This window comes from Marinifilum sp. N1E240, assembly GCF_009295825.1.
In the GTDB taxonomy this organism is placed as follows: Bacteria; Bacteroidota; Bacteroidia; order Bacteroidales; family Marinifilaceae; genus Marinifilum_A; species Marinifilum_A sediminis.
In genome coordinates this window covers 173,394-189,346 of record NZ_WHKF01000005.1, presented here as the reverse complement: position 1 = coordinate 189,346, position 15,953 = coordinate 173,394, and the positions used below count along the sequence as shown (strand labels likewise).

General features: G+C 32.0%; 13 protein-coding genes. 7 read left to right on the top strand and 6 right to left on the bottom strand.

From position 1 onward, the window contains the following. Positions 1 to 69: 69 nt before the first annotated feature. Positions 70 to 1,977: a tetratricopeptide repeat protein gene (locus GCQ56_RS14245; protein WP_152735162.1), complete on the top strand. Its 1,908-nt coding sequence runs from the start codon at positions 70 to 72 to the stop codon at positions 1,975 to 1,977. Positions 1,978 to 2,071: 94 nt separating this feature from the next. Then, a complete protein-coding gene (locus GCQ56_RS14240; RefSeq protein ID WP_152735161.1) occupies positions 2,072 to 3,985 on the top strand; it encodes a tetratricopeptide repeat protein in 1,914 nt (637 codons plus the stop codon). On the opposite strand, the gene GCQ56_RS14235 is transcribed toward GCQ56_RS14240, so the two are convergent. The 6 genes from GCQ56_RS14235 to GCQ56_RS14210 all read right to left on the bottom strand — a co-directional run bounded on the left by GCQ56_RS14235 (position 3,982) and on the right by GCQ56_RS14210 (position 10,522). Further along, positions 3,982 to 4,938 carry a mevalonate kinase gene (locus GCQ56_RS14235; protein ID WP_152735160.1) on the bottom strand — a complete coding sequence of 319 codons (957 nt, stop codon included), beginning with the start codon at positions 4,936 to 4,938 and terminating at the stop codon, positions 3,982 to 3,984. The two genes, GCQ56_RS14240 and GCQ56_RS14235, sit on opposite strands and share 4 nt — an antisense overlap. A gap of 2 nt (positions 4,939 to 4,940) precedes the next feature. Continuing rightward, positions 4,941 to 5,990: a diphosphomevalonate/mevalonate 3,5-bisphosphate decarboxylase family protein gene (locus GCQ56_RS14230; protein WP_152735159.1), complete on the bottom strand. Its 1,050-nt coding sequence runs from the start codon at positions 5,988 to 5,990 to the stop codon at positions 4,941 to 4,943. Between the two features lie 15 nt (positions 5,991 to 6,005). Continuing rightward, on the bottom strand, positions 6,006 to 6,932 hold the full coding sequence (locus tag GCQ56_RS14225) for a GYDIA family GHMP kinase (protein ID WP_152735158.1): 927 nt from the start codon (positions 6,930 to 6,932) through the stop codon (positions 6,006 to 6,008). A gap of 1 nt (position 6,933) precedes the next feature. Then, positions 6,934 to 8,256: a hydroxymethylglutaryl-CoA reductase, degradative gene (locus GCQ56_RS14220; RefSeq protein ID WP_152735157.1), complete on the bottom strand. Its 1,323-nt coding sequence runs from the start codon at positions 8,254 to 8,256 to the stop codon at positions 6,934 to 6,936. 115 nt (positions 8,257 to 8,371) lie between these two features. Beyond that, complete coding sequence (locus GCQ56_RS14215; RefSeq protein ID WP_152735156.1) at positions 8,372 to 9,367, bottom strand: type 2 isopentenyl-diphosphate Delta-isomerase; 996 nt, start codon at positions 9,365 to 9,367, stop codon at positions 8,372 to 8,374. A 9-nt stretch (positions 9,368 to 9,376) separates the two neighbouring features. Next, the gene (locus GCQ56_RS14210; RefSeq protein WP_152735155.1) at positions 9,377 to 10,522 is read right to left on the bottom strand and encodes an acyl-CoA dehydrogenase family protein; all 1,146 of its coding nucleotides are present in this window, start codon (positions 10,520 to 10,522) and stop codon (positions 9,377 to 9,379) included. 226 nt (positions 10,523 to 10,748) lie between these two features. Here GCQ56_RS14210 and GCQ56_RS14205 point away from each other — a divergent pair, with 226 nt between their 5' ends. From GCQ56_RS14205 to GCQ56_RS14185, 5 genes are all read left to right on the top strand, one after another. After that, entirely contained in the window at positions 10,749 to 11,201 is a 453-nt protein-coding gene (locus GCQ56_RS14205) for an NfeD family protein (RefSeq protein ID WP_152735154.1), read from the top strand. 366 nt (positions 11,202 to 11,567) lie between these two features. Further along, the gene (locus GCQ56_RS14200; RefSeq protein WP_152735153.1) at positions 11,568 to 12,689 is read left to right on the top strand and encodes a DUF4249 domain-containing protein; all 1,122 of its coding nucleotides are present in this window, start codon (positions 11,568 to 11,570) and stop codon (positions 12,687 to 12,689) included. Between the two features lie 62 nt (positions 12,690 to 12,751). Continuing rightward, on the top strand, positions 12,752 to 13,885 hold the full coding sequence (locus GCQ56_RS14195) for a DUF4249 domain-containing protein (protein ID WP_152735152.1): 1,134 nt from the start codon (positions 12,752 to 12,754) through the stop codon (positions 13,883 to 13,885). 244 nt (positions 13,886 to 14,129) lie between these two features. Beyond that, positions 14,130 to 15,248 carry a DUF4249 domain-containing protein gene (locus tag GCQ56_RS14190; RefSeq protein ID WP_152735151.1) on the top strand — a complete coding sequence of 373 codons (1,119 nt, stop codon included), beginning with the start codon at positions 14,130 to 14,132 and terminating at the stop codon, positions 15,246 to 15,248. A gap of 10 nt (positions 15,249 to 15,258) precedes the next feature. After that, positions 15,259 to 15,942: a hypothetical protein gene (locus GCQ56_RS14185; RefSeq protein ID WP_152735150.1), complete on the top strand. Its 684-nt coding sequence runs from the start codon at positions 15,259 to 15,261 to the stop codon at positions 15,940 to 15,942. The last annotated feature ends 11 nt before the right edge of the window (positions 15,943 to 15,953 follow it).

Sequence of the window (15,953 nt, the reverse complement as noted above, 5' to 3'; positions counted from 1 at the left end):
AAGTATTTTTTTTTATTTTGTAGTCTGTAAAGATCCAAACGACTATAAATCAAACTTCAACTAAGTCAAATGATTAATTTAAAATCAATCATTTTAATAATAAGTACCTTTTTTTACTACACATATTCTGTAGCAAATGTAAATAGTGAAGATATCACATCTAAAAAAATATCCATTCTATTAGATTCTTCCTTAAACTTACGAAACGTCTCTTTGGTTGAAAGTATTACTATTTGCCAACAAGCTGTAAATATAGCCGAAACAGAAAATAACCCTCAAATATTATCTAAATTATATAAAACACAAGGAATCAATTATTATTTCCTTGGCAACAACGACTCCGCTTTTGTCTATTACGACAAAGCGATTTCGCAATTTGAAGCTATAGATTCGAAAGTAGATATTGGAAAGGTCCTTGGAAATATAGGCTTACTCTACAAAAGACAAGCAAAGTACGATAAAGCTTTAGAATATTACATTCAAAATTTAACCATATACGAAGAAGCTAAATATGATAAAGGAAAAGGCAGTGTTTTAAATAATATCGCGAATCTATATCACGAGCAAACAGAATTAAAACAGGCAGAAGAGTTCTATCTTTTAGCCTTAAAAAACTTCAAAAAACACAAGAATATAAAGGAACTTGCTAATGCCTATTGTAATCTTGGAGTAATCAACGAAAAAAGGAAGAATTACCAATTGAGTCTGGATTACTACGATAAATCTCTGCAGGAAAATAGTAAATTAAATGATGAACTATTTAAATCAAAACTTTTATTCAATATCGGATACGTTCATCATGCTCAAGGGAAATTGGATATTGCTTTACAAGAAGTAAAAAAATCAGAAGAAATCAGAACTCGAATTGGCGATTTAAATGGAAATATAAGCTGCAAAATAGAACTCGGTCGAATTCTGGCGAGTCAAAATAATTTTAAAAGAGCCGAAAAATACATCAAGGAAGCAGAAAGCATTGCGATAGCTAATAATATGTCACATTGGCAAGCAGAAATTCTTTTATACCTAACAGAAAACTATCAACAACAGAACAAATATGAAGAGGCATTTAAAACTCAATCGTTAATGATTCAACTTAATGATTCGATTAAAGATGCAGAAGTAGAACAGCGTTTTAATGAAATAAACGCAAAATTTCTTTCGGAGCAAAAAGAAAAAGAATTTGAATTGTTACAACAAAAAACTCAAATTCAAAATCTGGAATTAGGACAGAAAAATGCATGGATTATCATCCTACTAGTGGTTATGATTTTAGGCATAGTTGCAGTTTTAGTTTCCTTACGGATAAATCGCTTAAGAGCAGATCATAAAATAATGGATTTACGACAGAAGGTTTTGTTAACTCAAATGAATCCTCACTTCCTGTTCAATTCTTTAACCGCAATTCAAAGTTTTATTTTAGATGATAAAAATGATAAAGCAAATAGTTATCTGGCAAGATTAGCCAGTTTGGTAAGAGGTATTCTCGAAAATTCAAGAGAAGAATTTGTTTCATTAAAAACAGAATTAAATACTCTGGAAGACTATATTGGCTTGCAAAAATTAAGGTTCGAAAATGATATTGCTTACCAATTTGATGTGGATCAAAATTTAGATCAAAATTTAATTATGGTTCCTCCTATGCTGGCTCAACCATTTGTTGAAAATGCTTTAATTCATGGTCGATTAAGAACAAATCCTAAAGCTTTAATAAACATTAGCATATCTCAATCTTCGGATAAGGAAATTCTTAAGTTTTGCATAACAGATAATGGTATTGGTATTGATGAAGCTAAAAAACAAACATTTAAAAAAAATCACAAATCCTTAGCTACATCAATAGCTTTAGATCGTGTGAAAATATATAATTTCAAATCATCTAAAAAGATGAATTTTGAAATCACTGATCTTAAGCATATCGATTCAAACTTACACGGCACGCAGGTTACTTTTAGCATTCCTCAAAGCATTAAATCATAAGTTAATTTACCATTCGCATTTTTTGTTCGATACCGTTTCTTTAAAGAAGATATTTAGATTAGTTTTGCCCTAAGATTATCAATCTGATCTAATTATGAAGATATTTTTTCTGACCCTATTTTCTATACTTGTAAGTCTAAATTCCTATTCGTTTAACTTTTCGGATACAATTCCAGAATTACAGAACAACACACAATTTCAGAACCTATTAAATCAAGCGACACATCTTCGTGATTCCTCCTTCGATGCAAGTATTAAAGTAGGAAAACAAGCAATTTCATTTGCTGATTCTTTGCATTCACCAGCAAAACTTGGAGCCTCATATAAATCACTAGGAAACACCTATATACACAAAGGAACATTCGATTCCTCAATGTACTATTACAATAAAGCCATTGAACAATTTACCATCACTGGAGATTCTTTAAATGTATGCAAGATTATAGGTAATATGGGTATTATTTATCGTAGAACTTGCAAATATGATCAAGCTTTAAAACAATATTTCAAGGCTATAAAATTGTATGAATCTTTAGATAATCAAAAGGGACTAGCCTCAACCTATTTTAATATTGGCGGAGTATATCATATGCTTGGGAATTTAGAGAATGCTTTAAGTTTCTACGTACATGCCAAAAATACTTTTGAGAAATTGGATAATAAATCCAGGTTGCTACAATCACTTATCAATATTGGAGTCATAAAATACAGTCAAAATAAATTCGAGGAATCCTTAAACATTCAATATGATGCTCTGGCACTAAATGAAGAATTAGGAACCGTACGCGATAAAGCCATAATTCTTTTAAACATTGGTCAAGCCTATGAAGGATTGGAAGAGTTTGATAAAGCTCTTGACTATTATTCTCAATGCGAAAATCTTAGGTTAAAATTAAATGACATTTGGGGTCTTGGTAAGATTTTTACCTTTAAAGCTGTTTTATATAGTAAAACCAAACAAAATCAACTTGCTAAAGATTACTTTAAAAAGGCAGAAAATGCGAATAAAGAGAATAATTTAATTGAAGATCTTGCGGATACTTATTTATACTATTCCGAATTTTTGGAATCTAATCGTGATTTCCCAAATTCGATTTTATACTATAAAAAATACATCAAACTTAAAGATTCAATAACCAGCATTTTTCAGGAAGAAAAAGTAGCTGAACTAACAGCTTTATACGAATCTGAGAAGAAAGCCAAAGAGTTTGAAATCTTACAACAAAAAACGCAGATCCAAAATCTGGAATTAACACAAAAAAATGCCTGGATAATTATACTTACTATCGTTATGATTCTGGGGATTGTTGCCGTTTTGGTTTCACTAAGAATCAATCGCTTAAGAGCCGATCACAAAATTATGGATTTGCGTCAGAAGGTTCTGTTAACTCAAATGAATCCACACTTCTTATTCAATTCATTAACGGCAATTCAAAGTTTTATTCTTGATGAAAAAAATGATGACGCAAATAATTACTTATCCAGACTAGCAAGTTTGGTGCGAGGTATTCTAGAAAACTCACGTGAAGAATTTGTTTCCCTAAATGTGGAAATTTCTACTTTAAAGGATTATATCGATTTACAAAAATTGAGGTTCGATAATGACATTACATATGAAATTACAGTGAGTAACAATATCGATGAAAATCATGTTTTAATACCTCCAATGCTTGCTCAGCCATTTGTAGAAAATGCACTCATACATGGTAGGTTGCGCTCTAACCCTGAGGCTAAAATCAATATAGATATCTCATTATCCGAAAGCAAGCAGTCTATTATTTTCAGTATCACTGATAATGGTATTGGAATGGAAGAAGCCAAAAAACAAAGTCTAAAAAGAGGTCATAAATCACTGGCTACTTCTATAGCTATGGATCGTGTTAAAATTTACAATTTCAAATCGTCTAAAAAAATGCATTTTGAAATTATAGATTTGAAATACATCAACCCCAATTTACATGGAACAAAAGTTAGTTACTCAATACCTTTAACTGTAAACAACATTTAAGTTCGCTTCTGAAACACAGGTATAGGTTCTATATTTTTTTGTTGAAGAATACTTTTTACCTCGCAGAAATTTTTAGTGAAACCAAGTAAAAATCCACCACCGCCAGAGCCACAAAGTTTCAAACAATACTTATCTGAGTCCAATCCTTCTTGCCATAATTTAAGGTAAGATTCCGGAATTAAACTTTTAAAGTACTTAATTTGAAATAGAGATAAATGAGTAAGATGATTAAAAAAAGAATCCAACCTACCAGCAATAAGATCTGTGATACAAGAATTATTTAAAGGAATTAAAGTTTCACATATCAACTTTTCATACTCTTTATTTTTACAATTTTCGAGAAAATTTTGAACCAAAGGTGCTGTATTTCCTATTTGCTTTGTATCAATCAAAAAAATAGCACTTTCACTTCCAAACTTCTCTCCCGGAAGCTGTACCATTTCAATTTTTCCCTGATTATGAATTAGCAATGGTGATTTTAGATACGAATTTAAAGGATCTAATCCGGAACTTCTGCCATGAAAACCTGATTCAAGTTTTGAAAGATACTCCTTAATTCGAAGAATTTTTTTATCATCGATATCTCCAGATAAATCGGAATTGCTTACATAACGTTTGTAAATGGCAGCACATAAAGCACCCGAACTACCCAAGCCATAACTTTCAGGAATAGAGGATTCAAAATACAATCCATTTTGTATGTCCTGATTGAATTGTCTTAGGTTGATAATAGAGCCAAACTCGCTATTAGAATCGAGAAATTCAAAATACTTTTTCAATTCTTCATTTGATCTTCTAGCAAAATTTCTATCGGTATATTTATCCTCATCAATAAAGGTAAGTTCTCCTTTAAAGTGAGCGTATGGAATGCTTAATCCCATTGAATTCAATAAGACAGAATACTCCCCAAAGAGTAATATTTTAGCGTAAAACAAGTCAGGATGATTTTTCACTTCTATTTTAATTTTCTTGGACCTTTTCCTTTTTCATCTAACAGATACTTTCCGTTTTCTAACAAGTCTACTAATTCAGAATTCACAAAGCTATTCACTTTTTCAAAGTCTGAAATTGGAAATAACAAATGAATATTAGGACCTGCATCCAATGTAAAACAAAGTGGAATTTTGGTTTCAATTCTATATTCACGAATTCTTTCAATCGCCTCTAGAGTATTCGGTTTTAACAGGGTAAAAGAAGGATTTGAATTCATCATTAAGCCGTGTAAACTTAAAGCTTCATTTTCCACTAATTCGACGAAATTATCTAAATCGCCACTTCGCAAAACGCCCAGAGTTTTCTCAAAATTAGTATTAGCCTGAGCAAACCTGGATTCTGCATATGGATGATTTTTCATTAGTTGATGTCCCGCAGTACTTGAAACCTTTTTTTTCTCGGAACTAATAAGTAAAATCATATCCTGGTAAGTATCAAAAACAGGATGAAGATATTTTGCAAAAGGTACAGCATAATCATTCGAAGATTTTGAGAAAGCGTTACTCTCTCCCCATACAGCATAGTCTCCATAAATTGAACGAGAAGCAGAGCCTGAAGCCAATCGAGCAATACAACTGGCTTTTCTATTAAATTCTTCTGTTTCTAATTTTACACCATAAACATCTTCTTGCATGGAACAAAGACATAATGCCAAAGCACTCATTGCTGAAGCCGAACTTGCAATACCTGTTGAATGTGGAAAAGTATTTTCTGAGAATATGGAAAAGCCAAAATCCTGGATAAAAGAAAAATCATCATTCAAACCATCTAAAAATTTTGAAATTCTTTGTTCGAAAATTGGCTGAGCCTTTCCTTCAAACTCAAAGTTTAGATGATTTCCCTTCTGTCTGGGATAATAGTCCATCTTCATTTTTGTGACAGCATTTTTTAACGTCATGCTAATAGATGGATTACATGGAATTTGTATTCCTTTTTTGCCCCAATATTTTACCAAGGCAATATTGGAAGGGCTTTCCCATGTAACTGAACCTTTCTTATTCTTATCAATCATTTTTTATCAACCTATTTAATTTGTGCCTAATACCAGATCTTTCCAAGAGAAAATAGTTGTTAAGCCCTTCTCAAAAAAATAACTATGTAGTTCTCTTTTATCCATATCAGTACGAACCAATATAAAATCACCTCCCCAGGCACCAAGAGATTTAATACTTCCCTTAAAATCGGAAAACTTCTCCTCCTTAATTGCTTTACAATCTAAAATCCGAGAAATAAATCGTTCATGTTCTGAAATTAAAGCATCAAATTCATATGAATTTTCGGATTGTAATATTCTTTTACTAATTAAAGAAATGCTCTCCAAATCGGTATTCGAAACTGGCTTACCATTCAAAAATTTCCTTACACTCTCCTCACTATTCTGTTTGTTGCCACGATAAACAAAATGGAGTTGATTTAGAAATGAAGGATCAAAATCGATAGGATATATCATTGGATGATTTCCCTGGCGGCGAAATAAAATTGGCTTACAGTAATTTGCACAAGCAATATCATAACCTGATCCATTCGAAACCACTGTATGAAGTTCATAAGGATTAACATCTGCCCATTGAGCTACATTATTAATAAGACTCGAACTGGTTCCTAAACCCCAGGCTCTATCAAAATCGATTTTTGTTTTTACTTTAACAGAGCATGATTTCAGAAAACCAGCATTCAAAAATTTAGCTCTGTTCAACAAATAGCAAACAAATTCCTTTTCCGTATCCCCTTTTTCAATTTGATTTTCAATCTCGGAAGGTGAGATTAAAAAATGTAGCCATTCTTTTCCTTTTTCATAGGCAATCCATTCCAAGTCTGACTGATCAGAATCGTAAACTTCCATCATTTGTCCGTACTTAAGAGGTACAGCAAATGCTAAAGCACCATGCAAAACCAGATATTCACCAGTTAAAAGTAACTTGGCATTCGAATAATATTTATATAGTAATTTCAAATTATTGCAGCTTTGTACGAATCGATTTAATAAAAGCTTCCACTTCACTATAGGAAACCGTTTTATGAGCAAAATACTCTATTGCCTGCCTCTTTTCTTCATAATCTGCTTTTAGCGAATTTAATAAATTCGACAAATGCATTTTCATATGTCCCTGTTGAATACCAGTAGTAACCAAGGAGCGTAATGCTCCAAAATTATTAGCCAGACCAGCTGCTGCAGTAATCATCATCAACTCTTTTGCCGAAGGTTTTCCTAACAATTCCAATCCAAACTTGGCTAATGGATGCAAATTTGTTAATCCTCCCACTGTGCCCAATGATAATGGTAATGTCAATTGATATCTGAATTTATTGTAAGATATTGACGCATGAGTTAAACTTTTGTATCGACCGGTTTTTGATGCCCAAACATGTCCATTGGCTTCAATGGCACGAAAATCGTTCCCAGTAGCTAATGCTACAGCATCGATCCCATTAAATATTCCTTTGTTGTGCGTTGTAGCTCTGTACACATCCAATTCGGCAATCTTTGCAGCTTTCATAAATTTTTCAGCAAAAACTTTTCCACTCATTCCTGGCTGAATTTTATCCAATTCCTCAACATCACATTCAACCCAACATTCTACCAAACAATCTGGTGTATAATTCGAAAGAATGGACATGATGACTTCAAAATCTCTCTCCTCCTCTTTAAGATCTTTATAGTATTTGAAAAACTTAGTCATGGTTTTTGCCATCTGCTCCAAACATGAATTGATAAAGTTGGCTCCCATTGAATCCATAGTATCAAAAGTGACATGTAATTGGTAATAGTTGTTCATCTCTTCAGATAAATCAACCAACTTTATACCTTGGATTCCACCACCTCGCTGTCTCATATTGCGAGTAAGCTCTTTAGTTGACCGATACAGTTCATACTTCAACTCAGGTAGTAAATCCAAGAGTTTCGCCTTCTCTCCTTTCCAGGTAAAATGTACTTGTCCCGATTTAATTACCGAAACTACACGAGCATTAAAGCCTCCATGTTCAGCCCAAAATTTAGCCGATCGAGAGGCTGCAGCAATCACCGAACTCTCCTCAATAACCATTGGAATATGATACAAATGATTGTTAATCGCAAAGTTTGGTGCTACTCCAAATGGCAAGTAAAAATTCGAAAGTGTATTCTCACTTATCTCATCCAAAAGATCCTGCTGCTCTTTATTCTGCAATCGAAAACTATCAAGTTGAGATCTAATTTTTTCTGCATTATGAGTCAATGCATCTACTTTTTCTTCACGAGATAACTTTGAAAATCCTGAGATAATTTCTTTACGCCTCATATACAAATCTTTTGAATTAAGGGAAAAACAAAGCAAATAATAAAATACTTCGAAGTCCTAAATTACATTTTTTATTCAGCTGTCCCAAAAAACATGGGCTTTTTTAGCAATTTACTTACTTTCTAACTCTCAAATAAGTTTTTGCTAGTTCCAATCCTTTTCGTTGTAATTCAATATAGTTATGAAGATCTTCATAAGATTCTTTAGCATATTTTAGCAATTCGGATGCTTGCCCATAAACCGATGAAATATCACACTTTTCCATTAGGTAATGTCCATCCAGAAAATTCTTAATCCCTCCAGATATTATTACCTCTTTGCATTTAATTTGCTCACTAGTCCTAACAATTTCATTTAACCACTCTACCATTTGTTCTGCCGAATGACCAATTTTTGTAAGAGGATCAAACAGTTGAACCTGATTATCAGGATTCCTCATCATTTCTATCTTAGCAAAATTAGTTCCACCAAATGCTGCAAACTCAATTGCCTGAATAGGTAATTTCATCAATTCACAGATACTTTCAGGTCCCATTCCTTGTCCAACTTCTTTCACTACAATTGGAAAGTCAACCTCATCAATTAGATACTTAATGCTCTCAATTGGATTCTTAAGAATTCTATCGCCTTCGGGTTGCAACCATTCCTGCATTGGATTAATATGAATGATCAAACCATCTGTCCTTAATCGGGATATCAAACTCCTCACTTTATGGAGTTCATCATTATCGATTAATTCTTCCAACTGGCAAATACCTAAATTCGCATATAATGGCAAATCTTCTCCAATAAGATCTCTTACATCAAAATCATTAAAATATTCATCACTATCTAGCAACATGCGACAAGAACCAAGTCCCATTCCCATACCAAATTCTGCGCAAGCCTTTGCTAGATTTCGATTTATTTTCCCAGCCAATTCTGTTCCTCCAGTCATGCTCGAAACCCAAATCGGTGTATTTAATCTTTTGCCTAAAAAAGTAAATAAAGATTCTGAATTGTTAGGATGAGCACTTAAAAGAGGTTCGTAATAAAACCTTTCATCAAGCATTGTTTTATCCGTTTGAGATCTAAATGCCAATTCAATATGATCCTTTTTTCTATCTGCCATAATCCTATTTTAACAGCCAATATGCTTTGAAATAACCAATCTAAGAATTTCAGATGTACCTTCTCCAATTTGCAATATTCTCTGGTCACGATAAAAACGTTCAATTTCTGATTCTTTTACCAGACCATAAGCACCATGAATTTGAACTGCCTCATTAGCTACTTCTTGTGCCACTTCAGAACAAAATAATTTTGCCATAGCTGCCTCCTTTGCAAATGGATGTTTATTATCTTTTAACCAACATGCCTTATATAATAGATTTCGGGCTGCTTCAATTTTTGTAGCCATATCAGCCAACTTAAAACCTATAGCCTGAAATTTAGCAATTGGCTTACCAAACTGTTCACGCTGATTTGCATACTTTAGAGCCATTTCATATGCTCCCTGAGCCAAACCTAAACCCATTGCAGCAATTGTCAACCTTCCCGAATCCAAAGTTTTAAGCATAATTTTTGACCCCTCACCTAATTCTCCTAAGAGATTCTCTTTAGGCACTCTACAGTCTTTGAATTTTAAAAGGGCAGTATCGGAAGCTCGCCACATCATCTTACCTTTTAACGGCACAGCAGAAAATCCATCAGTACATCTGTCTACTAAGATAGCAGATAATTCCTTTTTCCCATTATTTTCCCCTGTAGCAACTTGCAGACTTACACCTAATGAGGAATCTGAAGAGGCGTTTGAGATAAACCGTTTTGTACCATTAATCAGCCATTTCTCTTTCTCAAGCATGGCTTTCGATTCTGTTCCTCGAGAATCGGAACCAGCATTATCCTCGGTTAAACCAAAAGCCCACACATAATTACCTGTAGTCAATTTTGGCAAGTATTTTCGCTTCTGATCTTCGCTACCAAAATAATAAATAGGTCCAATTCCCAGCGAATTATGAGCTGCCAAAGTGGAAGCCTGGGAAGCATCTATACGAGCAATTTCCTCAACTGCAATTAACAAGGAAAGATAATCCTTTCCTTGTCCTCCATATTTTTCTGGAAGATAAATACCAAACAATCCCAATTCACCCATTCTCTTGGTCAAATGTGTGCTGAATTCTTCTTTTTCATCTAGGTATGAAGCAATGTTTTTTATCTCTTTTTCTGCAAAATCTCTTACAATTTCTCTAAGAGTATCGTGTTCCTTTGTAATAAATGGATTCATAAATTAATTTTCTATTAATTCAGACCCTCAAGTCTTAATTGAAGCGCAAACCTAATTAAAAAGATTATTTAATTGAAATTATTTAGAATCATTTTTAATAAAGAATTATCTTGAAATGGCTGAATCTCCACAAAAATAAGGCACACTGCAGAATCGATTTAACTTGACACATTTGACACTAGGAAAGAATAAATACTTGTCATAATTTCACTAGAATATTATTAAAATGACAATAATGGAATTGGAAGTTTGGCACTTATGGCTATGCCTAACATTAGGATTGTTTATTCTTGAGATTTTTATCTCAACATTCACATCACTGTTTATTGGTGTTAGTACTCTTGTTGTTGGATTATTAGCTTACTTCGAATTTGAATTATCACTTCAATTGCTGGTTTTTATCGTTTTAAATGCGATAATACTTTTAGTAATAAAACCACTTTTCAAGAACCATTTGATTTCTCAAAGAGGCAATTACACAAATAACATTACCACAAACATCATTGGTAGAGAAGCTTATGTAATGGAACAAATAAATCAAAAAAAGGGTCTTGGAAAAATAATAATACATGGTTCGATATGGAAAGCTGAAACCAAATTGGGGGAGCAAGTACCCGAAGGATCTTTCGTGAAAATTATCAAATCTAAAAATCATATTGTAACTGTAGAAAAAGTATAACCCTAAAACCTTAGGTTGGATAAACTTCAACCTTTTTTTCCTCCCCATAATCAAGTTTCTAAATTATTTTATTCATGTCGGTTCATTAAATAAAAAAGAAATATTGACGGGGGAGGAAATTTCTTTTCCTATAAACATCTACAAAACATCACACGTAAAAAAAAATATAATAGCACAAAAAGTATTTTTTTTGAATTATTCATACATATTATCCCTTTACACAGATAAGCATTTAGGGCATTCATAATTAACTTGTTATTAAGATTGAGAAAAAATATGTTTTCTTACATTATTAATACATTACATTCAATTATTCACACTATATTTATAGGAAACAATTAGTAAAACTATGATTATAAATAAATTATGTCATTAATTAAATCATTTGTTTTCTTCCTGCTTGCTATAATTCTATTACAATTCAATTTTGCATGTACAGAAGTCTACAGTCCTAAAATAAACTCATCCGAAGGAATGCTAGTGGTAGATGGTAGAATTTCAAATTCTCCCGGTCCCTATCAGGTTAAACTTTTTAGAACAGTAGCAATAAATTCTACAGATTCAATTGTTGCAGAACCAAATGCAATTGTCACTATTAATTGTGATGATGGAAATATTGAAATACTCAATGAAATTAAAACTGGAGTATACGAAACTCAAACCGAAAATTTTATAGGTGAAATTGGAAAAACCTACTGGGTGGAAATAATTACATCTAATGAAAATAAATATGAATCAATACCTGAGGTAATTCAAGGTGAATTAGAAATTGATTCATTATATGCCGAACAAGTAAAAATTACCATTGATATCGATAATGAAATAGATGGAGTTAATTTTTTTTACAATTTGAAGGAACATCAAAATAAAAGTAAATACTACATATGGGATTACCAAGAAAGTTGGGAATTTCAAACTATTGAAAACATTCCCAAAACTGAAAATCCTGAATATGTTTGTTATCCTACTGGAAAATCAAATAATATAAATATTATAAACGCCTCAATATTTGATATTCAAAACATTGAAAAATTACCTGTCGTAACTTTAACCGACAGGACAGCAAAAATATTTTATGAATATTATTTCATGGTAAATGTCTATTCAATAAGTGAAGAATGTTTTTTATTTTGGGATAATATCAAAAAGAACAGTCAAAATAGCGGTAGTCTTTTTGATGCTATTCCTGCCAATCTTAGAGGAAATATTCAATCGTGCGAGGATAAAACTCCCGTATTAGGATATTTTCAAGTGTCGTCTCATACAAGTCGAGGAAAAGCATTTCCTTCAGACTTATTCGAATTAACAACTGGAAATATGCCTGGTGAGTGTACTTCTTTTCCAACTATGGAGCCTGATCCAATATTGCATCATATAGTTAGCAAGAGAACAATTCCTAACGGAGATGTAGTTTATACTGTTAGACCCTCATTCTGTTACGATTGCAGTTTAAAATACTCGCCCAATAAACCTTCATTTTGGTACTGAAAAATTAATTAGTTCCCATGTAAATAAACTTACTTCTCACTTTGCTAAACAATTCTAATAGGATGATACCTAAGCTCAAAAGAAATAGTTTGTATTCTGTAATATTTATTATCACATTGATTTTGAACTTCGCTTGTAGCGAAAAATATTTTCCAAAAATAGACTCTTCCGGCGGAATGTTAGTTGTAGATGGTAAAATAACAAACTCTCCCGGACCATATGAAGTCGATCTATTTAGAACAGTAGAAATTGAATCAAATGATTCTCTAATATATGAATCAAATGCAACTGTTTTTATTCACTGCAATGATGGCAATTCGGTACCTTTAATTGAAATCACACCTGGAAAATATCAAACCGTAGATCTAAATTTTATAGGTCAAGTTGGTAAAAGTTATTGGATCGAGATCACTACAGCGGACGGAAATAATTATGAATCCATTTCTGAAGAGATTAAATCTCCTTTTGAAATTACAACAATATATGGAGAGCAAAATGAAGTAATTATAAACATAGATGAAACACTGAATGCTGTTTCATTATATTTTGATTTCATTAATGAAGATAACAACAGTAATTACTATTTGTGGAATTACAATGCGAGTTGGGAGTGGCATACAATAAGTAAAATCCCAAAATCAAAAGATCCAGCCTATATTTGTTATCCATATGAATCCTCAAACAATGTAAATATATATGATGCATCAATCCTGAGTAAAAAAAATATTAAGCATTTACCTTTATCCACAATAACCGAAAAACATGTTAACCTACTTTATGAATATTATATTTCCGTAAATGCATACTCTATAAGCGAAAAGTGTTATGTCTTCTGGGATAATATCAAAAAAGTAAGTGAAGCTAATGGTAATTTATTCGATATTATACCTGCTAATGTGCAAGGTAATATCGAATGTTGTAATAGTGACGATGAAGTACTTGGATATTTTCAGGTATCGTCCTATGCACAAAAAGGAGGTACTTTTAATGAAAAGTCATATGATGTCGATTTTGCAAGTATAACTCCAGAATGTAAAACATTCGAAATAAGCCCACTAACATATAATCCTGAAAGACATCACATTGTATCTGTTAATCACTTACCTGAAGGAGGAACAATATTAAATGTACGGTACAATTTCTGTTATGATTGCAGTTTAAAATACTCGCCTAATAAACCATCATTTTGGCCATAATCATTAAATTTTCAATGTGACGTTAATTTATATACGATATAAATAAATTAATTTTAATTCACAATAAATTACAGTGTTCTCATTAAATACAAAGCATTCCTCTAGCTAGTTGCATATTTATTTTTGACTCTCTCACTATATTATGTGCATGACCAAACCAACACATAAAAAAAACATAACTCTTACTATTTTTTGTATTATATTTATAATCACCACAATGCATAATTAAGTTTTTAAATAGTATATGTTATTCAAAAATAAAATCCCATTTTTTCTACTATTGATTGTAATTTTCAATATCAATCAATCATGTACCGAAGAGTTTTTTCCCGAAATAGAATCGTCATCTGGAATTCTTGTTGTTGATGGTAAAATATCAAACAAACCTGGACCATATAAAGTTAAATTATTTCGAACAGTAGATATTGAATCTTCTGATTCCCTTATTATGGAATCCGGAGCTACGGTAATTATTCATTGTGACGATGGCAATTCAATTCCTCTAATAGAATCCAGATCAGGAACATATCAAACATCAGATTTAAATTTCAAAGGAGAAATTGGGAAAAGTTATTGGGTAGAAATAACCACCATAGGCGGTAAGACCTATGAATCGATTGCGGAAAAAATAAATTCTCCAATAAATATCAAATCCATTTATGGTGAACAAGAAACGTTAACCATTGATATAGACAAAACAATAAATGTAGTTTCACTATATTTTGATTTAGAAAACCCAAATAACGATATCGATTATTATTTATGGGATTACGAATCAAGCTGGGAGTGGAGAACATTTAAAAATATCGCAAAATCAGAAGATCCAGCGTATGTTTGTTATCCCACAGAAACTTCTTCAAGCATTAACCTATACGATGCATCTATTTTAGCTGAAAAAACTATAAATCACTTATCCCTAACATCTATAACAGAGGAACAGGTAAATTTAAATTACGAATATTACATAAAAGCAAATGCTTACTCAGTAAGTCAAAGGTGTTATAACTTTTGGAATAACATTAAAAAAATAAGCCAAACCAATGGCAATTTATTTGATATCATACCTGCTAACATATATGGAAATGTACAATGTTGCGATTCTGAAGAAATGGCGTTAGGATATTTTCAAGTTTCGTCATATGCAACTTTAGGAAGTTCATTTAACAGCGAACAGTTTGATATTGAATTTCCTGTTCTGGGTGAAGAATGTCAAGCATTTATAACTATTGTTTATAACCCCGATGAATATGAAATCATTCAAGTAATCCCTCGACCACATGTAGTCGAATATCTTGTGCGAAGTAATTTCTGTTATGATTGCTCTTTACAATACTCACCCACAAAACCTTCATTCTGGCCCTAAACTAACTCATATGAAAACATTTAAAAACCTCTTTGTCTTATGTATTTTGTTGATAACATGCGTCAAGTTTCAAGCAAAGTGTCAACCCATTCCAATTCAAGACAACGAAAATATCATTAATGGTAAACTTTGGGTGCCAACCATTTTAAATAGTGAAGGCTCTCAACTTTTCCTTGGTGAACTCCAAATGAAAGGCTATATCCGATTTGATTCCGTATTATATCATGGCATTAATTTGGGTTACGATTTAGAACAGAATGAAGTGTTAGCAACAATAGTTACTCCAAATAACACAAAACGAATCATTGCACTTAATAAATCACGATTACAGGAATTTTCGTTTATGAATAACGGTCAGGAATTTCATTTTAAAAAAGGAGATTTAATTCACCCAGACTTAAATCCCAAATCATTCTATCAGTTAGTTTCAACTTATAACTTAACCTATGTTATTCATCGAGAAAAACAAAAAGTATTAAAAATGAAATCTCGTAAATATGAATACTTAAAATACAATAAGTTGTCAATCATTAAGGATAACAAAATACACTCTATCAATAAACGTAAAGATTTACTGGATCTTTTATATGACCAAAAGACTGAAATAAAAAAATACATTCAGTTACATAAACTGAAAATAAATTCTAAACACCCGATGGATATAGTACCTGTTATCTTAAATTTTGATCTTTAAAGCCTTATATA